This window comes from Novosphingobium sp. BL-S-32, assembly GCF_056857055.1.
In genome coordinates, this window is the sequence record NZ_CM166477.1 from 1,222,513 (window position 1) to 1,242,233 (window position 19,721).

Here is a 19,721-nt window from a genome sequence, read left to right on the forward strand (position 1 = left end):
TCTGCCTATCTCGCTTCACACGAGGCGGCTGGCCGCAAGCTGGCGAAGGTCGGCCGTCTTGATCTTGGCGCTGCCGGTGGTCTTGAGTTCGTCTTCGGCGAAAAACAGGACCATGCGCGGGACCTTGAAACTCGCAAGCCGCTGTCGGGCATAGGCGCGGATCTGTTCGGCGGAAGGGGCCGCGCCTTCCAGCGGCACCACGCAGCTGACCACGAGTTCACCCAGCAGGGCGTCGGGCAAACCCACCGTCTGTGCGATCTTCACGCCCGGACAGTCGCGCAGCACCGCGTCGATCTCCAGCGGCGAAACGTTGGCGCCGCCCGTCTTGATGATGTCGTTGAGCCGGCCCTCCCAGAACAGGCGGCCCTCGGCGTCCAGCCAGCCACCGTCTCCCGTGTGGAAGAAGCCTTCGTCATCCAGCGTATCGTCCAGCGGGACGCCAAGATAGCCCAGCATCAGCGTTGGTCCCTTCACCGCGATTTCGCCGCGTTCGCCAATCGGCATGGCGGAGCCGGTCATCGGATCGACGATGCGGATCGTCGATCCTGGGGTCGGGCGTCCATGACTGCCCGCCGCGTCGCTTTCCGGCGTACCGGCTGGAAAGACCGAGATCAGCGTGAACGTCTCGGTGCTGCCGTAGGCGCGCGGTTCGGTCCAGTTGGCCGAAACGGTGGGGTGATTGGCGAGCGGGAAGGCGCCGTCGACATAGCGCAGTGCGGAAAGATCCGCCTCCGCATAACCGGGCACGGCCTCAAGCTGCGGCCACTGATGCGGCCAGGCGAGCAGCATCGTCGCGTTTTCCGCCTGGATCAGTGCCAGCGCCGCTTCGGGATCGAACCAGCGCTGGAGCAGCAGACGGCCGCCGGAAGACAGCGTTCCCCCCAGCGCCATGGTGAAATTGCCCGAGAAGAAGAACCCGTTCGCGGACCATGTTCGTGGCGGTTCTTCGATTCCGTACCAAGTCTTCCAGCGCCAGAGTTGCAGGCAGATCGCGCGGTGTGCGGAAAGAATACCTTTCGCCTTGCCAGTCGATCCGGAGGAGAAGAACAGGGCGCCCGGATCGCTTGGCAGGACAGCCGCCGCGCAGGCCTCGATCACGGCATCGGGAACAGCGTCGCCACGGGCAAGGAACGAGGACCAGCCTTCGACGGCGCCGTAGCCTTCGTCCCCATCGATGCGCGCGATATGCGTCAGGAAGGGGAACCGAGCAGAGAGCAGGGCGCCCGGCGCGCTTCCCCCGATGGACGGCTCCAGTTCGCCCAGCATCGCGGCAAAGTCCTTCTTGAGGACGTGGCGCTCAAGCAGCAGGACCGAGCAGCACGACGCCTCCAACACGGCGCCGAGTTCCGGCGCGGTGAAGAATGTGCTGATGGTCGTGGCGATGCCGCCTGCCAGCGCGGTGCCGAACAGGCAGGAGAGGAACTCCAGCCGGTTCGTCATCAGCAGGCCAACCCGCGTGCCCTTGCCGACGCCGCAAGCCTTGAGTGCGCGCGCGACTTCGTTGGCGCGCGCCCACAGGTCGTCATAGGTCCAGCGCACCGCGGCGCCGTCAAGGTGGATCACGGCGGCTTCGGCGGGGCCGTGACGCTCCACGACTTCGCGCAGATAGGCGCCCAGTGTCAGCGCGCCGCATCCGGCTTCCTCGGCGAGCGGAATGCCGTGCGCGTAAGACAGTCCCGCAGTATCGCGTTTCGCGTAAACGTGGGTCATGGGCGGTCAGGTCGTCCGGATGCCGGTGGCGTCTTCGGCGCGAAAGACCGGAATTTCCTCGGCCGCCTTGAACATGACCAGCGGAAGTACCCGGCTCGTCGATTTCTGGTAGGTCTCGTAGAAGGGATGGCAGTCGATGAAGAAGGACCAGACCTTCTCACGCTCGGCGCCTTCGGGCTCTCGCCAGGTGCCCCGGAATGCCTGCGTCGCGATCTGGAATTCGATTTCGGGCTGGTCGACGATATTGAGATACCAGGCCGGATGATGATCGGCGCCGCCCTTGGACGCGCAGATAACCACTTCGCCGCCGATATCGGCGTAGCACAGCGGCGTGATGAAGATCTTGCCGCTCTTGCGGCCCGTGTACTTGACCAGGCAATGCGTGGCGAAGGCACGACCTCCGACGGCCGTGATGTCCATGATGTGGCCCTGAACGCCGCCCGAGGAGAGATACATCTCACGGTGCTCGCTCACCCAGTCGCGCCGGGCTTCGCGGATCACCTGCATGCTTTCGTCGCTCATCCGCTTTACTCCGCTTCATCGCCATGGCGAAGCACGACATGCGTCGCCTCGCCATGCGGACCCATTGGGGAATCGTAATCGATCACCGAGCAGACCGGATTGGCGTGGCTGGCGAACAGCCGCCGCTCATCCTCCATAGTCATCGGCAGACGCGCGGGATCGGAAATGATGCGCTGCGAGGCTTCGAAATCCTCGCGGCTGTTCCACCAGATTTCCATCAGGCAGTCATAGCCGGAATCGTGGATTTCGCCCGTTACAGGATTGCGCTCGGGCGTGAGATAGCGCCGCACGTAGCGGACCGCGTTGGGTAGCGCGGGCTTCGCGCCCATCTTCTTCGCAAGCTGCGAATGCTGGTTTTCGTAATAGTCGAGGAAGGCGTCCATCGACATGTCGGGCCGCTTCCGGAAGAAGCAGATCTGTTTGAACATCGGGCATCCCACTTGTCATTATGGCATTAGCATTGCGGCAAGCGGGGTATGAGGTCTAATGCTGAATTCGTGTATCTCCATGCGGATTGTTTATGGACCTATCGCTCGGCAAGCTTCAGCATCTGGTTTCGGTAGCGCGGTGCGGAAGCTTCTCGCGCGCGGCGATGGAACTCAATCTCAGCCAACCGGCACTGAGCCGCAGCATCGCGACAATCGAGGAACGCTACGGCTTTGCGATCTTCAACCGCGTCGGCCACGGGGTAGAGCCTACGGCAGCCGGAATTCAGGTGCTGGAGCAGGCACGTCCCCTGCTTAAGGGGCTGCGGGTCTTCGAAAGCAACATGGGCCTTCTGGCGGGCGGGCGCGGTGGGCGACTGTCGATGGGGATGGCGCCGCTGCTGGCAAGCGAACTGGTTCCGCGCTTCACCGGCGACTTCTTCGGCGCCAGCGACATGCAGCTTCGGGTCATGGTTCGCCCGGGTGAAGAACTGGTCGAGGCCCTTGCCAACGACGAAGTGGAAATGATTTTCTTCCCCGGCCCGCACGTTGCCGACGCCGGGGAAATCGAACTCGAACAAGTTGGCGATGCGCGGCCCGCCTGTGTGGTCCGACAAGGCCATCCCCTGGCGGGCCGAAAAAATCTGCAACTTGCCGATCTGGCGGACTATCCTTGGGCCAGTTCGGTTGAAGATCCGGTAGGCCCCCCGATCCCGAGCCGATCGCGCATGGTCTGCGACAATTACCATATCCTGCGCGATGCGGTGATGGCCACGGAGCTAGTCTGCATCTGCTCGCAGGCTTTCATAGCCGAAGAACTGCGCGATGGCCGACTGGTGGAGATCGTCATCGACGGATTGCCGCTACCCCCTACCGCAATCTTCGCGGGGCGCCTCAAGGGGAGGGTCCATTCGCCGCTTGCGGCAAGGGCACTGGCCGCGATACGCGGCTATCTGGCGGCATGATGCCTCGGCCTGATCCGACCCATAACCAATAACAAAAACAGAGAGGAAAGCGTGCATGGATATCGAGATCGCGTTCGTCCACGGCGGCGGGCAAGGCGGATGGGTGTGGGGGGAGACCATCGCCGCCCTCAATCTGCAAACCGGCGGCAGCAGGACCGTCGCGCTCGATGCCCCGGGCTGCGGTACCAAGCGGGACCGACTTACTGCCGAGGTTAGCCTTGATGACGTGGCGGAGGAGATGATCGCCGATATCCTCGCTGCCGGTCTGAAGCGGCCGTTGCTGGTCGGTCATTCGCAAGGCGGTCAGGTCATGTCGCTGATGCTGGCCCGGCGTCCTGACCTGTTTCGGCGCGCGGTCTATGTCTCGTGCTCCATACCTGTACCAGGCCAGAGCGTTCGTGCGCTGATGGGCTCCGGAATTCAGGGCACCAATCCCGACGAAGTCGGCTGGCCTTTCGATCCAAAGACCGAAAACCCCGCGGATCGCTATCCCCAGATGTTCTGCAACGACATGGATGAGGACCAAAGATCAACGTTTCTGGCGAAGTTGGGCGGCGACACCTGGCCTTTGTCGACGTACGAATACACGTCATGGCGGAACGATCATCATGGAATAGTGCCGGCGACATACGTCGTCTGTCTGGCTGACGGCATATTACCCGTTTCCTGGCAGGAGCGGTTCGCTGAACGCTTCAAAGCCGATCGGATCGTGCGGATCGATGCTGGGCATCAGGCGATGAATACGAGGCCGCATGCGCTGGCGGAGATTTTGCGGCGAGAGATACTGCCTGACTGCTAACGCGGCACGGAATGCCGATTTGTTGGATTGGCGGCGCGTTGGGCCTTGCGCGCGTTACCAACTGATCGGTACAGCAGTTCCATGGTTTCCAAGAATCAAAGAGGAACGCGCGAAGACGCTGCCGTTCGCAGAGCGCAGATCATCGACGAGGCAATCCGCCAGATCGGTCAGATAGGCTCGCGCGGATTTACCATCCAGGGTCTGGCGAGCAAGTGCGGGATCTCCAACGCGGGGCTGTTGTATTACTTCGGCTCCAAGGATGGAGTTTTGATCGCCCTCGTCGATGAGATCGAGCGCCGCGAGGAAGTGATCGTGGCGCCGCTCGTGGCTGCGACGAAAAAATCCTCCGGGAACGGAAAGGACGCCTACCTGGCGATGGTGCGGTTGCTGCGCCGGATTATCGAGCGTTATCGGGAAATCCCCGAGCTTGGCCGGTTTCTCATCATCCTGCAGACGGATGCGATGGATCCCGCGCATCCGGCGCATGACTGGTTCCTGGCAAGGGCAGAGGAAACCGAAACCCTCTTTGCCCAATTGCTGCAATCCTGGGCAGAGGATCCGGCAGAGACGGCTCGCATCTGCTATGCGCTGATATTCGGCTTGGCCCGCCGGTGGTATGATAAGCCGGGATCGTTCGATTTGGGAGCCACGCTTGAGAATACCATTCGCGCATTGGTTCCGTTCGAACGATGACAGGCTGATTTGCGGCCACCCATACCGCAACTTGGTCGAGCAGCTTGTGGGCTCGCCACTCAGTTGGGTGAAGCTGTGACAAATGATAGATGTGTAGGGCTTGCGCCGCTCGCCGCTTAGTCAAAGTCGCAATGATTGCGGTCCAAAGGACTGTTGAAGGGCAAGGGCGTCTGCAGGGAGCTCAGCGTCGTAGTGGAAGCGGCGCATTGCGCGCCGCTCATTATGTCTTCGTTCATTTATCCGTCCAGCATGAGTAGCCATTCGACCGAATCGTCCTCATCATTGCGTAGCTCCGGTTGGGCGGCCCCCGTTCGATGCAAATCCGGCGGCAATCGTCCGCCATTCCGGATTGAGACCGGCTGCCATCAATCAACACGCTCAGCGGTCACCGGTTTCCACGGCTCGTTCCGGAACAGAGTGTTTCATGCGTCCGCTCGTTATCGGTCGAAGGGTACGACCGACCGACTTCACGATTTCGATATGTGACTGCTTGCCGCTGGCGAACGCGATCCGACAGGCAAGTGTTCGTTGGAGAATTCTGCCCTCTTTGCCTTGATTGCCGTACCAGTCGTCCTAATTGCGCTTTTGCAGCCACCGCTGCCATGAGAGACAGAGCGCCCGGCAGAACCATGCCGCTTTGCAAATATCCCGTAATGGCGCGGTAGTTAGGAGACGAGCGACGTCAATGACGGTCACAACTGGGAATGCCCGGCGAACGACCGGCGTATGCTTGAAGGCGCGAAAGCGGGCGTCAGGCAGGCTTGACGATACCGCGGACCTGAATACATTCGCGCGCCTGTGAATGTCGGCCTTGAGGGGGCTCCGAAGCGCGCAATTGCGCGATGTTTCGAAGCTCCTCTTTTTATTGCACTTCGTAGCTAGCTGCCTCGTTCGGATTGCCGCCGACATAGCGCACTTGCCTTGGGTAAGGCGCGATCGGCGCGCTGCGGCGGATCGGGCTGTCGGCGGGGGTCTCGATGACGATATCGTCCGGCGATTTGCCGTTCTCGACCCAGTCGACCATCAGGGCGAAGAACTGACCCGGCGCCACCAGTGGCGGATGCGCTTCGGGGTTCGACGTGCCGTTGGGAGACATGTGGCCCACGCCCGGCAGCAGATAGAGCCGGAAGAAGTCATGGACCTGCTCCGGTCCGCCCATCGTCTGAAGCACCCGATCGTAGTAGCGGATCGTTCCCTGGACCGGGATCGCCTCGTCATTCCAGCCATGCCAGCTGAGGAACTTGCCGCCGCGGGCCTTGAATGCCGAAAGGTCGGGATTGTCGCTCGCAAGGCGGCCGAAAGTCTCGTCGAGTTCGGTGCCGCGATCGAACGCCCGGGCGAGTTCCTCATAAGTCAGCTTCGTCCAGCCCGCCTCGCCATTGGCGCTGGCATTGTGGAACGTCGGATTGGCGAGGCGGGGATCGCCCAGATCGAGCGCCACCTGATCGGCCACGTATCCCTCGTGGGCGTTCGAGCTGCCATAGCCGATATTGGCGAAATAGGCCTGATAGAGCGAGGTGCCGCGCATGAGGCCGTACCACTTGTGCGGCCCCGAAAGTTTCGTCCCCACGCCGTTGTCTCGCGCAGGATCGGGCGCCGAGCCATCACTGGTGATGCCGTACCACATCTGGTTGACGACGCGCGCCTGCGCAAGCGACAGCGCATCGGACCCGGCGTTGGTGCCGCCCTCCTCGACGCGCAGCACGGTCTTGTCCTTGGTGGGGTCGTAGATGCACGCGGCGTTGTCGGTTACATAGCCCATGTGCTGCCCGCCCACGGTATCACACGAAGCAATGGCGGCATTGGACACGAGGTCCATCTGGGCCTTGGTCAGGTAATGACCGCCGAGCTCGCGCTCGACTGCGAGGCTGCGGTAGACGTCGGCAGTAACCCATTGTGCCCAGTTGAGTGCAGGTAGACTGGCGATGATCCCGTCATAGTCCTCCGGATATTCCTGGGCGAGGCGATAGCCGTGGCGCCCGCCGGTAGACACACCTTCGTAATAGGCATGGTGTGCGGGCTTGCCGTAATAGACTTGGGCGAGCTGCTTGGTCTTTTCGGCCATCACGTGCATCGCACGGTGGGCATAGTCTTCCCAAAGCTGGCGCGCCGGCGTGCCATCCGGGTTCATCGCCCAGGCACCGTTTGTGAGCGTGTGACCGGAATCGGTACTGGCTGAAAGCGAACCCTCGCTGCCTGCGGTCAGTGCCGCGTAAGGCCAGCCTATCGCATGGGGCGAACTGTGCTGGCCGCCGTCGAAGCCGCCGAGGCCGCCGATGTTGTGGATGCGCCCGTTCCAGGCCTCACGCGAGGGCAGCCAGACTTCGATGCCGATCCCGGGCGAGGTCGAAGGCGCGCCCTCGGGCCCCGGATTGCCGGGCCCGACGATCAGCTTGACGAGGCACAGGTCGGACGGGGCAACCGGCGTATGGGGTGATGCCGGTTCGTCGATGACGAGCTGCTCGCCCTTTTTGAACTGGCGGATCAGGACGATGCGGGTCAGGTCATCATTCTCGATTGCGGCAACAAGGTTATCGGACATGGCGCAGGGGCTCCTATCGGCGGTCGTGCTTCGCCGCTTTCCGAATGGAAAGCGAGCAGGCACGCCATGGTGAACGTGCCTGTTTTCAGGACGGAAATGTTGCCGCACCGACGGCGTGAAGGATCGCGTCGGTGCGGCTGCGAATGCGGATCAGCGCGATCCGAATGAGTATCGTACATTCAGACCAAACTCACGACGCGGAGTGTAGCTGATCGGACGGTAGTTGACGGGAATGAAGCCAAACACCGGCGCCACCTGTCCCCGCGAAAGAACCTGAGACGTGTTCAGCGCATTCTTCGAGTACAGCGAGATTTCCCAAGCGTTGTCGGGCGAGCGAATGCCTGCGTAGACATTGAGCAGGCTGTAGTCGTCGATGACTACGCCTTCGTTGCGATAGGGATTTTCCGGGTAATAGTTGAACAGCCCGCGGATAAATCCGTCGACGGAATTCGATACCGGGTGCGAGTATTCGGACTGGACCGAGAGTGTCCAGCGCGGCGCGGTCGAAATCGATTGATTGGACTTGCAACGAGCTACCAGAACGCCGGCGGCCGCAAAGTCGGCCCAGCATCGGGAAGGGGTTGGAAAAGCCATCGACCTGTTGGAAAGAGCGATATTTGGCGTCCATGTGCTGGTACATCAGTGACACGCCGATAGTGTCCGTGGGCTCGAAGCGCAGACTTGCGCGCATTGCCTCGGTCTTGCCGAACGGATCGGCGCCATTGTTCACGCTCGTCACGCTGTCGAGTTCGTTGTGATCGACGAGCCCGGCCAAACGAATTCCCAGTACGCCATCGATCAGCGGCACGCCCACGGCGCCGTTGACGTTGATGTTCCCTCGCGTAGTCCCCGTCATGTTGACGTAGCCGCCGGTCTCGGAAAGGTCGGCGCCCTTGGTCGTCAGGGTGATCGCGCCGGATGGCGCGGAACGGCCGCGCAAGGTGCCTTGCGGCCCGCGCAGCACTTCGATCTGTCCCACGTCGAACATCGACTGGAATACAAGGTTCGAATCCGCGCTCGCTTCATTGATGTAGAACTGAACCGTGGGGCTCGTGCTGCCCGCCAGCGTATCGAACGTCACGCCGCGAAGCGAGAACTTGGAATCCGAACCGGTAACGCCGCCCGCAAGCTGGAGCCCGGGGACTACGTTCTGAATATCCTTGAAGTTCTGGAGGTTGAGCTTTTCGATCGCTTCCGTGGTGACGGCGTTGACCGTTTGGGGCACGTCCTGCAGGCTCTCCTGACGGCGGCGCGCCGTGACGATGATGTCTTCAGACGAATATACCGTGGCTTCCTTCGGCGCGTCCTGCGCGTGTGCGCTTGCCAATGGCAGAAGGCTTGCGCCTGACAGCACGATCCACCGTAGTTTCTTCATGGCTTTCCTCCCTGTTCGCCCGCCGTGGTTTCATCCACGTGCAGGTAATTTCCTTTTCGGCAGATGGCGCTGTCGCCTTCTCCTCCCACGATCGCACCAGGCGATGCCCGCTTTTTGCCGGTCGGTTGGAGTTGCCCAGTATCCTCGATCCCGCGGCATTATTGTCGTGCCGCCCGTTTGGTGTTGCGGCAATCTTGGCGTAAGGATGGCAGCAGAAAAACACCCATATGGGGGTATGCGAAGTAAAATCCGGGAGAGCTAAGAATGTCCGCTACGCTTGGCTTGGCTGATCTTACCCAGAGCCTGCTGGACGGTGCATATGAAACGGAATTGTGGAGCACCTTTCTCTCGCAGCTTTCCGCCGCTACCAATTCCGACTTTGCCATTCTCCTGTGCCAACCGCCCGGCTGGCGGCAGGATGATGCCTTGCAGCTCATTTGGGGCGATGCCCGCATCGAGGAGAGCAAGGACATCCATAGACGTCATTTCGTTTCACGTGACCCGAATTCGGGAGACACGACGAGCGAGGCGACGCCTTATTCCCTGCGGGATCTTATCGAGCAGGATCAAGGGGAGCACACGGCATTCTATACCGAACTGACGCAAGTCCATGGTGTAAGCGATATCCGCCAGATGCGGGTGAGAGAGCCTAGTGGTGTCGACGCCTGGTTGACTATCGTCCGCAAAGTCGGGGCGTTCGATCGCGACGTAGACAGACTTCTCGAACAACTTGCGCCGTTTTTGCGAGGCGTTCTGCGCAATTACGTGACTTTGCAAAGAGAAAGCTTCACCGCGTCACTCGCCGCCGAGGCGATCCGACGGCTGCAATTCGGATGGCTGGCGCTCGACCGGAATGGAAAGGTAGTCGATTGCGACGACGTCGGATCGGTTTTGCTGCAAAGATCGGGAATGCTCAGCCGATCCGGGGCGGGGCGGCTGAAGATTGCCGACGCCAATACCGAAAAAGCCATTCTCGATATCATCCGCGTGATGTCGACTAGTGTTGAGGCCCAGCCACGCGCGGTTTCGTTGTCGAGGGATCCATGGCTGGATATGCTGCTGGTTCCGGCGCCCCGGCGCTTTATCGGTACAATCGGGAAGCCCGTTGTAGTTGCCTACATCCATGGCGATAGCTGGAGGATCGCGGATCGATGTGGCCAACTCATCGATCTGTTCCGGCTTACCAAGAGCGAGGCCCGGCTTGCGCTTGAACTGTGCCGTGGAAGATCGATTGCCGAGGCGGCGGACGATCTTGGCCTGCAGGTCGAAACGGCACGGGGCTACTCCAAGAAAATCTACGCAAAAATCGGCGCGCGGGGGCAAGCGGACCTTGTCCGCATTCTCATGGGCAGTGTGCTGGCGCTCGCACCTGACATCGAGCGGCTGCCTCGATGATCTGAGGACAGGTGCTATTTCGGTTTGCCATGGCTTGCACAATTAACCAACTGTTCGGTAGGTTTGGGAATCGCGACGGCGGGCAATGAGATTCCAGGATGCAAAAGCGTTCGGACGGGCTGGGGAGTAGTGCATGCGAAAGTCTGTATACTTTGGGGCACTTGCTCTTGCGCTCATCGGTATACCCAGCGCCGCGCAGACAAGCCCTGCGGTACGCGATATTCCCGCTCCAAAGGCACCACCTTCGATACCGCTGGACGATTCGGTCGCCGGTAGCGCCGATACCGAAGTCTGGACACGGCTTGGGACGCTGGATGTCGTGAGAAACGTCTCGCATCCGACGCTTACACCGATCCTTCCGGAACCGGGGCATGCAACAGGGGCGGCCGTCGTGATCGCGCCCGGCGGCGGTATGATCATGCTCGCTCTGGATGCGGAAGGCTGGCAGGTTGCGCATGCGTTCGCACGCCGCGGGATCGCGGCATTCGTACTGAAATACCGAGTCCAACCGACGCCCGTGGCTGTTCCCGATCTTCTGGCCTATTTTGCGCAGCTGCAGGCAAAGGCGGAAAAAGGCGAGGCGACGGAGACCGATAGCACCGCCGCGGTCAAGGATGCCGGTACCGCGATCGCGATGGTGCGGGCCAACGCCGCGCGCTGGGGCGTGGACCCTGCACGCGTCGGGATGATCGGGTTCTCCTCTGGAGCAACCGTGGCCAGAGACGCCGCTCTTGTAAATGAGCCCGGTGGGCGGCCGAACTTCGTTGCGCTCCTTTACGGAGGTTTGGACAAGGTTGAGGTGCCGGTAACGGCACCGCCAATGTTCGCTGCGGTGGCCTTTGACGACAAGATTGCCAGATTTGACGGCTTTCCTGTCGTCGCCGCTTGGCACTCGGCAGGGCGGCCCGTCGAATTGCATGCCTATCAGAGTGGCGGGCACGGATTTGGGCTGGGGAGGCCCGGCACGACCAGTCTGGGCGTCTTCCACCAGCTTATCCAATGGCTGGATATTCAAGGGTTTCTAAAACGAAAAACCGAAAAATGAGCTGGCCGGCGACATTCCGAAATATTGTCTGTCGTAGTGTTTAAGTCGCCTTTTTGATCAATAATTTGCAAATTATACGGGAGAGAGAAATGGAAACCATGCGGGTAATACAATGGACCACCGGAAAAGTCGGCAAGCTTGCGCTTCGCGGCATTCTGGATGATCCCCGATTGGAATTGGCGGGTGTCTTTGCCTATTCCGACGAGAAGCGTGGCGTGGATGCAGGAACGCTTTGCGGGCGGCCCGAATGCGGAGTGTTGGCGACAAATGATATCGACGCGCTGATTGCCCTGGGCGCCGACGCGGTCATCTACACACCTTTCATGGCCGATCTGGACCACGCCGTCAGATTGCTGGAAAGCGGAATAGACATCATCAGCACCAACCTGTTCCTGAACGTCGGAGGCATTCAGGGAGAGACCCGGCAGGCGCTGGAGGCAGCGTGCCAAAAGGGCGATTCCTCGCTCTTCATTACAGGGGTAAACCCCGGGTGGATCAACGGTGTAGCTGCTGCGCTGACGGCGGTATGCCGTGATGTCGAGATGGTCTCGATTTCGGAATCGGCCGATTGTTCGGTCTACGAATCCAAGGAGACCTGGCTCGCGATGGGAATATCGCTTCCCGAAGCCACGCCGGAAGTCATCCAGACAAGTCGCTTGTGGATGACATCGTTCTACGATGCCGCGAACCGGTTGGCGACAGCTCTGGGTTTCGAACTGGAGGAACTGGATTACGATATCGAATTCGCCACAGCCTCACAGACGGTCGATCTCGGCTTCATGACCATCCCCAAGGATACCAATGCCGCGCTGCGCGCCGGTTGGACTGGGAAGATTGGCGGTCGCACCGTCGTAAAGGTGACCGTCGCCTGGTATCTGACCAAACTTCTCAATGAGGGCTGGGAGTTTGACGACGACCAGTACCATCTGGTGATCAAGGGCGAGCCGGAGGTCAATACGCGCATTCGCTTCACGCCGCCCGCGCACTGGGGGCGGCACGAGTGGGATACGATGACGGCCATGCCGGCCGTAAACGCCGCCTTCAACGTCAAGGCGGCCCCTGCCGGCATTCTGACGTTGAAGGACGTTGGCCTGCCTTGCGCGCCTGCCGGCCTTTGGGCTTCCGCAAGATAGGGTGACGACAGCAAGCCCGGTTCGCCGCTCCCCGCGATGGCATGGGAGCGGCGCCCCGGTCTGAACCGGGGCGCCGGAATGGATAGGTCAGGCGAGCGCGGTCGCTCTCAGATGTACATGCCGCCATTCACGCCGAGCACCTGCCCGGTGACATAGCTCGCATCGTCCGAAGCGAGATAAGCACAGGCCCCCGCGATGTCGGCGGGCGTGCCGGGACGGGAAATCGGAATCATCTGGACGATCATCTCGGTCGGGAACCCGCTGGATTCCGCATGCCGGTGCATCATCGGGGTCTCCACCAGCGAAGGCGGGATGGTGTTGACGGTGATATTGTGCGGGGCAAACTCGCGTGCGAGCGCCCGGGTCATGCCGATGACGCCGCCTTTCGATGCCGAGTAATGGACCTGCCGCGGGCCGCCCGACTGCGCCGCCTGCGAGGAAATCGTAACGATCCGGCCCCACGACTGCTCGATCATGTCCGGAAGTGCGGCCTGCACGGTATGGAACACGCCGGTGAGGTTAACCGTCATCGTCCGGTCCCACTGCGACTGCGACATTTCCATGAAGGGGACGAATTCGGAAATTCCCGCGTTCGCCACGACGATGCTAATCGGCCCCAGTTCCTTGCGGATGCTGTCATAGACTTCGTCGAGTGCCGAACGGTCCGAAATATCGACGGCGTGAGCGGCAATCCGCGTGCCTTCCGCGCGCAGCAGCTCGGCTTCCTTGTCGAGAAGCGCGCCGTTCATGTCCAGCATCGCGGTCGGATGGCCATCGCGCGCAAAGCGCTGGGCAATGCCAAGGCCGATGCCTCCTGCCGCGCCGGTAACGACAACAGTACGTTTTTCATTCATTCGATCGTTCCTTGAATTCGGTTGTTTTCAGTTCGCCGCAGGGGTCAATTTCACATTCAGCTTTTCAAGTCCTCGAACGATGAAGCTGGCCTCGTACTCAAGCGCCGGATCGGCTGGCGAACCGTGTGCTGCCTCGTCGATCGCAATGTTGCTCGTGAGCTTCAGGAACTTCTCCAGGATGATCCGGATCTCCACCCGGGCGAGCGGTGCGCCCGAACAGACATGCCCGCCGCGGCCGAAGGCCAGCTGTTCGCGCAGTTTTGGACGGTTAAGCTGGAATTCGTCGGGATTTTCCCAGCGAGCAGGGTCCCGATTGGCAGCAGCAAGGGCGATCATCACCTTGGTTCCCGCCTTGACGGGAAGGTCTCCGATATTGGTGTCTCGGCGCGCGAGGCGGAACGTGACCTTGCTCGACCCTTCAAGGCGCAAAACCTCCTCGATGAACGCCGGGATAAGGCTGGGGTCTTCGCGAAGCTGGCGCTGCACGTCAGGCATTCGGGTAAGATAGAGCATGGAATTGCCGAGCAGCTTCGCGCTCGTGTCCTGCCCGGCGCCGAACAGGAAGGTGCTGAGCTTCACCAGTTCGATGACATCCGGAAGCGTCCCGTCCGGATAAGTGGCGGTTGCGAGATCGCTGAGGACGTCTCCGTTGGGGGCGGCTCGGCGTTCCATCAGGTAGCGCACGAAGAAGCCCGCCATGAATTCCAGCGGTCCCACGTCCGTCGTCGCGCCTTCGGCTTGAATGCTGCCCGGCGGGGGCGCGTTTTCGATGACGTTGGTGAACTGTTCGCGGTCCTCGGATGGAACGCCCAGCAGATCCGCTATCACAAGTGTCACGAACGGTACGGCAACGCCCTTGATCACTTCGCATCCGCCGCTCTGCACGGCATCACGCACCATCGTTTCCGCCAGTTCGTTGATGTAGGCTTCGTTCGCCTTCAGCCGCGAGGGCACGAAGAGGCGGTTGAGCACCGCGCGCGCGTTGGCGTGCCGGGTATCGTCGAGGGCAACCAGCAAGTCGCCAGCAATTATCTGATCGCGGTGCGCCTCGATTTGCGGAGTAAGGTCGTCACCTTCCGGCACGAACGGCAGCGGTGCAACCGGGCCGCCGGGAGCGATCGCCGAGGAGAAATCCTTGGGATTATTGAGGACGTCGAGGGCTTCCTGGAAGCCCGTGACAATCAGGAGGTCTTCGCGCGCTCTCGATGCGGTCACGCGGCCGCGTTCGCGCAGTTCCCTGAAAAACTCGTAAGGATCGAGCAACAGAGCGGGATCGGTAAGATAGTCACGGTCGATCAGTTCGAGGGCTTCTGTCACAGGATACTCTCCAGAATTTTTCGTAACGTTTTCAAAACTGCAAACGGTTTGGATTCGGTCACGCGCGTTGACCGCATCGCGAATGAGCGTTAAGCCTACCAACTAGTCAGTAATTTTTGCAATCGGTTTTTGAGAAGTCGAGATAACGCGGCACTTCTCCTTGTTCGTTTCCCGCCGTCACGATGTTTGGAACGACGGGAAATGGCTGCTGGGATCTTCAGCGGGGAGGAGGCTCCGTTTGTTCAAGCTGGGTGTGGGAAGCAGGATGTTGCCGTTGGAAAGTGCGCCGAACAGAACCAAAACGTTTGCCGTTTTTGCGATCGGTGCGCTGCTTTGCGGATCGGGCCTGAGCTTTCCGTTTGCCGCACTTGCCGACCCCGCGCCGCAAGCCGTTTCGCAAGGCGATCCGTTAGAGGATGGCTTTCGCGATCCGCCCCAGGCCGCCCGCCCCAGGGTTTGGTGGCATTGGCTGGATGGCAACATAAGCGAAGACGGGATCGAGAAAGACCTTGCATGGATGAAGCGCGTCGGGCTGGGCGGAGCGCAGACTTTTGACGGGAGTTTTGCTCTTCCCAAAGTTGTGGAGCGGAGGATCACATACATGTCGCCGGAATGGCAGGGGGCATTCCGGCACGCTGCAACGCTTGCGAACGGTCTCGGTCTTGAACTCGGTATCGCCGCTTCGGCAGGTTGGAGCGAGTCCGGAGGGCCTTGGGTGAAGCCTCAGGACGCGATGAAAAAGATGGTCTGGAGCGAAACCATAGTGCGCGGGGGCCGGCGGTTCGACGGCGTGCTGCAGCCCCCGCCAACTATAACCGGTCTGTTTCAGGATCTCGCGCCGCACAACGAACTGAGCGCGGTTACAAAGCCTCAAATTCCGAATTTCTACGCCGATGCAGCCGTGTTCGCCTGGCGCGTGCACGATACGCAAAAGAGCGCGGTTCCAACTTTCACACTGGCTGATGGCAAAGCGTTGGACGGCGCCGCCCTGCTTGATGGCTCTTACGCAACCGGAGTCGAGGTCCCTGCGGGCACCTCTGAAAACCCCGGCATGATTGTTCTCACTTACTCCCGTCCACAAACCATCCGTTCCGCATCGCTCTTCATTGCCGACGTTGCCGACCTTTATTCGGCGGCCACCGTAGTACCGCGTCTCGAAGCCAGTATGGATGGGATTCACTGGCGCAGGATCGCCGATATCCGCCTTGGCATCGTACCCACGACCATCAGCTTCGCGCCGGTTGTCGCCCGCCACTTCCGCTTCGTTCTCGTACCGGCGCCGCCAGTTGCTGGTTCTGCGACGATCTCCGCACCCGGATATGCGGGATTTTCTGGCCTCGGCAAGCCGAGGCAAAAGCTCGATATTGTCGATCTGCGCCTGTCGCACGAGGCGCGGGTCAACGAGTTCGAAGTGAAAGCAGGCTTTTCCGCCGCCGCCGATTACAGTGCGCTTGATGCCGATGTCGGAAGCGAGACGAATGGCGTGCCGGCCGGCGATGTTCTCGATCTGACAAGCCGGATGCGGCCCGATGGTTCGCTGGACTGGACCGTTCCTCAGGGAGAATGGCGGGTGGTGCGGATGGGCTACTCGCTCACCGGCGCTCTCAATCACCCTGCTTCGGCGGAGGCGACCGGGCTTGAGGTGGACAAACTCGATGCGGCCGCCGTTCGCCGGTATTTCGAGACCTATCTTGGCCGCTTCAAGGAAACACTTGGACCAGGTTCGTTCGCGTCCCACGGTTTGAAGGCGCTCGTCAACGACAGCACCGAGGTTGGTCCGTTCAACTGGACGCCCGCCATGCTTGACCAGTTTCGCCGGCTGCGTGGCTACGATGCCCGTCCATGGCTGCCCGTGCTGACCGGAACGATCGTCGAATCCCGGGCAAAGAGCGATGCCTTCCTGTTCGATTTTCGTCGCACGATTGCCGACCTCCACGCCTCGGAGCACTATGCCACGGTCGCGGCAGTTGCCCACGAGAACGGCCTTCGCTGGTACAGCGAGGCGCTTGAAGGGGGGCGTACCTCACTCGGCGACAATATGGACATGCGGCGGTTCGCGGACGTGCCAATGGCTGCGATGTGGGCGTTCAGGCCCGAGGATGGGCCGAAATTTCCGTACCTTGTCGACATTCGGGGAGCGGCATCCGTCGCCCATCTGTTCGGGCAGAACGTAGTCGCAGCAGAATCGATGACGTCGACGCGCTTCCCTTGGGCCCATTCGCCCTCGGATCTGCGTCCGGTCATTGACGCCGAGTTCGCGAATGGGGTCAATCTTCCCGTCATCCATACCTCGGTGCACCAACCCGTCGACAAGAAGCCCGGGCTATCGATGTGGCATATCGGTCAATTCTTTACGCGCAACGAGACCTGGTCCGAGATGGCTCGGCCTTGGGTGGACTACATGGCGCGGACCGGCTTGCTGTTGCGACAGGGGCGGTTCGTTGCCGACGTCGCCTATTTCTATGGCGAAGAGGAGCCTACGCCGATAGCCGGCAAGGCTGCATACGCCGGTGGTCCAACGCGCAACGGCTATGACTACGTCAATGCGACGGTCCTGCAAAAGGTTTTCAAAGTCGACGCAGGCGCTTTGGTGGCACCGTCCGGAGCCCGGTATCGCCTGCTCTATCTTGGCGGATCGAGTGCGCGCATGACTTTGCCGATGCTTCGGCGCATCGCGGAACTTGCCGATGCGGGCGCCGTGATCGCGGGCGATGCTCCGGCCGGTTCGCCTGCCTTGCAGGATGATCCCGTCGAATATGCAGCGCTGGTTCGCCGCCTGTGGTCGGGTAGCGCCGTGACTGCTGTCGGAGCCGGCCAGGTCGTTAGTGGCCATGATGTCGATGCCGCCCTGCGAACCATCGGCGTGGCGCCCGATTTCGCAATCGGCGGCGCACCATCCGACAGCCAGATCAGATTTGTGCATCGGCGACTGGACGGCGGCGATGTCTATTTCGTGTCCAATGAACTCGGCCGAAGCGAAGGGTTTGACGCCCGTTTCCGGGTTGCAGGCAAAGCGCCAGAGATCTGGAGAGCCGATACCGGCGCGATCACGCCAGTATCCTATCGGATCGAAGGCAACGAGACTGTCGTGCCGCTCACGATGGCGGCCAATGACAGTTTCTTCGTGGTCTTTCGTCGAAACGCGGCGGCGCAGGCATTGACGCTTCCTCAGTCCGAACCCCGCCAGATAATGTCTTTGGATGACGGGTGGAACGTGGCTTTCGAAGCGGGTCGCGGAGCGCCTCGCTCACTCGCGATAGGGCATCTTGTGCTGCTTAACGAGCAGACCGATCCGGGCATCAAGTACTTCTCGGGCGTGGCTACTTACACAAAAGACTTTTCTGTGCGGGCAGGTTACCGCTCCGGCGCGCCTGTCCTGCTCGATCTGGGACGCGTCGGTGACCTGGCCGAGGTCCGCCTCAACGGCATAGGGTTAGGCACTGTTTGGCATGCGCCGTTTCAGGTCGACATTGGCAAGGCATTGCGAAATGGGAAGAACCATCTCGAAGTCCGTGTCGCCAATTTGTGGGTCAATCGCTTGATCGGGGACGCGCAGCCTGGAGGGGCCAAGATAGCCTTCACCGTTATGCCCGCATACAAGGCAGATGCTCCGCTCAGGCCGGCAGGATTGATCGGCCCGGTGACGCTCAGTCGCGTTGTCAGTCCAAGAGAATCCAATTGATCAGGCGACGTGGATGCAGACGTTACGCTTTGCGTACCTACGGCCGACTTCAGGTCCAATGAACGGCCAGCCAGCGCAGGGCATCGGCAACGGCATCCAGGTCTTCCGGTGTGCGGCCGCCGAAGCCCCCGTGCGGCATCGCTTCGCCGACATAGAGATCCGCCGGGACACCGGCCTTTCGCAAAGCAGCGTGGAAACGGACCGTGTCGGACAGGAAGAGGTCACGCGTGCCGGACCGCAGGTAGGTCGGCGGGAAGCCACGAGACAAGTCTCCCTTCAGCGGGGACAGATAAGGATCTGCGAGGTTTGAACTGCCAGCGTAGAGAGCGACATTCGCATCCTGCCGCCAGACCTTCAACAACGTGTCGAGATGCTGGTTGGTCTGCAAGGTATCGCTCACGCCTGTCAAATCGACTACCGGCGTATCCAGCAAGAGCGCAGCGGGCTGAGGCAGCCCGACGTCGCGTGCCTTCAACATGAGTGCAGCGGCCAGATTGCCTCCCGCCGACCCGCCCGAGACCAAGATCTGGTCGGGCCGAAATTGGCGGGTCATCTCTCGATAGACAGCAAGGCAATCGTCCAGGGGGACGGGGAAGGGATGATCCGGCGGCATGCGATAATCGACTGCATAGATCACGCCGCCGTATTGCTGGGCTTGTACTTGCGCCAGAACGCGGGCGATTTTCCCGCCCAGACTTGTCCAGCCGCCCCCATGGATGCTGAGATGCGGCTTGCCTTGGTTGGGCGCAGAAGCCGGCGGTGTGATAACATAGACTTTCGCCGCGCCGATCACGCGGTCTTCCACCTTGAAACCGGGGAGGACCAGATCGCCGCGGTTCATCATGCGGAGCATGCTCGCATCGTGATCAGCAATCTTCGTGCGCCATGCTGCAGAATTGGTGACGGGAGGAGACGGATCCTCAGCGGTATTCGCGCCCTTGCGCAAATAGGCCCGCGCGGCCTCGCTGATGGACAGCGGCGGCTCGATGGTCCGGGGCGGGAGGTGAACCGCGCCGTCTGCCGCATTCATCGAGCCTGTTGTCGGGGTGCTGCCTGCGGCCGCGGGCTGGCCGTCAAGCGTTACCGCAAGCGCAACGGACAGCCCGAAGACGCTGCGACGGCTCAGCGGAAACGCCGCATCTGCTTTCGAAGCGCGATTAGCATGGGCATTTTTCATGTATCTTGTCTCTCGCCAGATTGCGGCCGCTTTCGTTGCAAGGCATCCGGCTTTCTGTTTCGATCAAGATCGCGAAAGCGCAGTCCA

15 protein-coding genes are annotated in these 19,721 nt (G+C 61.1%); 7 read left to right on the forward strand and 8 right to left on the reverse strand.

What is annotated here, in order from left to right:
* Positions 1-15: 15 nt before the first annotated feature.
* From AC1VVK_RS21960 to AC1VVK_RS21970, 3 genes are read right to left on the reverse strand one after another with little or no spacing between them, the layout of a single operon-like run.
* Positions 16-1,710, reverse strand: a complete 1,695-nt coding sequence (locus tag AC1VVK_RS21960; protein WP_482905316.1) for a class I adenylate-forming enzyme family protein — start codon at positions 1,708-1,710, stop codon at positions 16-18.
* Between the two features lie 6 nt (positions 1,711-1,716).
* On the reverse strand, positions 1,717-2,232 hold the full coding sequence (locus tag AC1VVK_RS21965; protein ID WP_482905317.1) for a nitroreductase/quinone reductase family protein: 516 nt from the start codon (positions 2,230-2,232) through the stop codon (positions 1,717-1,719).
* Positions 2,233-2,237: 5 nt separating this feature from the next.
* Positions 2,238-2,660, reverse strand: a complete 423-nt coding sequence (locus tag AC1VVK_RS21970) for an EthD domain-containing protein (protein WP_482905318.1) — start codon at positions 2,658-2,660, stop codon at positions 2,238-2,240.
* Between the two features lie 92 nt (positions 2,661-2,752).
* On the opposite strand from AC1VVK_RS21970, the gene AC1VVK_RS21975 reads away from it, so the two are divergent.
* The 3 genes from AC1VVK_RS21975 (at position 2,753) to AC1VVK_RS21985 (ending at position 5,114) form a co-directional block, all read left to right on the forward strand.
* On the forward strand, positions 2,753-3,622 hold the full coding sequence (locus tag AC1VVK_RS21975) for a LysR family transcriptional regulator (RefSeq protein WP_482905319.1): 870 nt from the start codon (positions 2,753-2,755) through the stop codon (positions 3,620-3,622).
* Between the two features lie 55 nt (positions 3,623-3,677).
* Entirely contained in the window at positions 3,678-4,421 is a 744-nt protein-coding gene (locus AC1VVK_RS21980) for an alpha/beta fold hydrolase (RefSeq protein WP_482905320.1), read from the forward strand.
* An 81-nt stretch (positions 4,422-4,502) separates the two neighbouring features.
* Entirely contained in the window at positions 4,503-5,114 is a 612-nt protein-coding gene (locus tag AC1VVK_RS21985) for a TetR/AcrR family transcriptional regulator (RefSeq protein ID WP_482905321.1), read from the forward strand.
* Between the two features lie 862 nt (positions 5,115-5,976).
* Here the strand turns inward: AC1VVK_RS21985 and AC1VVK_RS21990 are convergent.
* Positions 5,977-7,656: a tannase/feruloyl esterase family alpha/beta hydrolase gene (locus tag AC1VVK_RS21990; RefSeq protein WP_482905322.1), complete on the reverse strand. Its 1,680-nt coding sequence runs from the start codon at positions 7,654-7,656 to the stop codon at positions 5,977-5,979.
* A 190-nt stretch (positions 7,657-7,846) separates the two neighbouring features.
* Positions 7,847-9,031, reverse strand: a complete 1,185-nt coding sequence (locus tag AC1VVK_RS21995) for a TonB-dependent receptor plug domain-containing protein (protein WP_482905323.1) — start codon at positions 9,029-9,031, stop codon at positions 7,847-7,849.
* Positions 9,032-9,295: 264 nt separating this feature from the next.
* Between AC1VVK_RS21995 and AC1VVK_RS22000 the strand changes: the two genes are divergently transcribed.
* The 3 genes from AC1VVK_RS22000 (at position 9,296) to AC1VVK_RS22010 (ending at position 12,604) form a co-directional block, all read left to right on the forward strand.
* Positions 9,296-10,426 carry a helix-turn-helix transcriptional regulator gene (locus AC1VVK_RS22000; protein WP_482905324.1) on the forward strand — a complete coding sequence of 377 codons (1,131 nt, stop codon included), beginning with the start codon at positions 9,296-9,298 and terminating at the stop codon, positions 10,424-10,426.
* 133 nt (positions 10,427-10,559) lie between these two features.
* The gene (locus AC1VVK_RS22005; RefSeq protein WP_482905325.1) at positions 10,560-11,471 is read left to right on the forward strand and encodes an alpha/beta hydrolase; all 912 of its coding nucleotides are present in this window, start codon (positions 10,560-10,562) and stop codon (positions 11,469-11,471) included.
* 89 nt (positions 11,472-11,560) lie between these two features.
* Positions 11,561-12,604, forward strand: coding sequence for an NAD(P)H-dependent amine dehydrogenase family protein (locus tag AC1VVK_RS22010; protein ID WP_482905326.1), 1,044 nt, complete (start codon positions 11,561-11,563; stop codon positions 12,602-12,604).
* A gap of 107 nt (positions 12,605-12,711) precedes the next feature.
* On the opposite strand, the gene AC1VVK_RS22015 is transcribed toward AC1VVK_RS22010, so the two are convergent.
* The gene (locus AC1VVK_RS22015; protein WP_482905327.1) at positions 12,712-13,458 is read right to left on the reverse strand and encodes an SDR family oxidoreductase; all 747 of its coding nucleotides are present in this window, start codon (positions 13,456-13,458) and stop codon (positions 12,712-12,714) included.
* 27 nt (positions 13,459-13,485) lie between these two features.
* A complete protein-coding gene (locus AC1VVK_RS22020; RefSeq protein WP_482905328.1) occupies positions 13,486-14,775 on the reverse strand; it encodes a cytochrome P450 in 1,290 nt (429 codons plus the stop codon).
* Between the two features lie 238 nt (positions 14,776-15,013).
* On the opposite strand from AC1VVK_RS22020, the gene AC1VVK_RS22025 reads away from it, so the two are divergent.
* Positions 15,014-18,457, forward strand: coding sequence for a glycosyl hydrolase (locus tag AC1VVK_RS22025; RefSeq protein ID WP_482905329.1), 3,444 nt, complete (start codon positions 15,014-15,016; stop codon positions 18,455-18,457).
* 49 nt (positions 18,458-18,506) lie between these two features.
* Here the strand turns inward: AC1VVK_RS22025 and AC1VVK_RS22030 are convergent, their stop codons facing one another.
* Positions 18,507-19,634, reverse strand: coding sequence for an alpha/beta hydrolase (locus AC1VVK_RS22030; RefSeq protein WP_482905330.1), 1,128 nt, complete (start codon positions 19,632-19,634; stop codon positions 18,507-18,509).
* Between the last annotated feature and the right edge of the window lie 87 nt (positions 19,635-19,721).

What these genes read in the sequence shown, in the direction of transcription:
- AC1VVK_RS21960 (WP_482905316.1), bottom strand. Translation starts at nt 1,710, where the DNA reads ATGACCCACGTTTACGCGAAACGCGATACTGCGGGACTGTCTTACGCG.
- AC1VVK_RS21965 (WP_482905317.1), bottom strand. Translation starts at nt 2,232, where the DNA reads ATGAGCGACGAAAGCATGCAGGTGATCCGCGAAGCCCGGCGCGACTGG.
- AC1VVK_RS21970 (WP_482905318.1), bottom strand. Translation starts at nt 2,660, where the DNA reads ATGTTCAAACAGATCTGCTTCTTCCGGAAGCGGCCCGACATGTCGATG.
- AC1VVK_RS21975 (WP_482905319.1), top strand. Translation starts at nt 2,753, where the DNA reads ATGGACCTATCGCTCGGCAAGCTTCAGCATCTGGTTTCGGTAGCGCGG.
- AC1VVK_RS21980 (WP_482905320.1), top strand. Translation starts at nt 3,678, where the DNA reads ATGGATATCGAGATCGCGTTCGTCCACGGCGGCGGGCAAGGCGGATGG.
- AC1VVK_RS21985 (WP_482905321.1), top strand. Translation starts at nt 4,503, where the DNA reads ATGGTTTCCAAGAATCAAAGAGGAACGCGCGAAGACGCTGCCGTTCGC.
- AC1VVK_RS21990 (WP_482905322.1), bottom strand. Translation starts at nt 7,656, where the DNA reads ATGTCCGATAACCTTGTTGCCGCAATCGAGAATGATGACCTGACCCGC.
- AC1VVK_RS21995 (WP_482905323.1), bottom strand. Translation starts at nt 9,031, where the DNA reads ATGAAGAAACTACGGTGGATCGTGCTGTCAGGCGCAAGCCTTCTGCCA.
- AC1VVK_RS22000 (WP_482905324.1), top strand. Translation starts at nt 9,296, where the DNA reads ATGTCCGCTACGCTTGGCTTGGCTGATCTTACCCAGAGCCTGCTGGAC.
- AC1VVK_RS22005 (WP_482905325.1), top strand. Translation starts at nt 10,560, where the DNA reads ATGCGAAAGTCTGTATACTTTGGGGCACTTGCTCTTGCGCTCATCGGT.
- AC1VVK_RS22010 (WP_482905326.1), top strand. Translation starts at nt 11,561, where the DNA reads ATGGAAACCATGCGGGTAATACAATGGACCACCGGAAAAGTCGGCAAG.
- AC1VVK_RS22015 (WP_482905327.1), bottom strand. Translation starts at nt 13,458, where the DNA reads ATGAATGAAAAACGTACTGTTGTCGTTACCGGCGCGGCAGGAGGCATC.
- AC1VVK_RS22030 (WP_482905330.1), bottom strand. Translation starts at nt 19,634, where the DNA reads ATGAAAAATGCCCATGCTAATCGCGCTTCGAAAGCAGATGCGGCGTTT.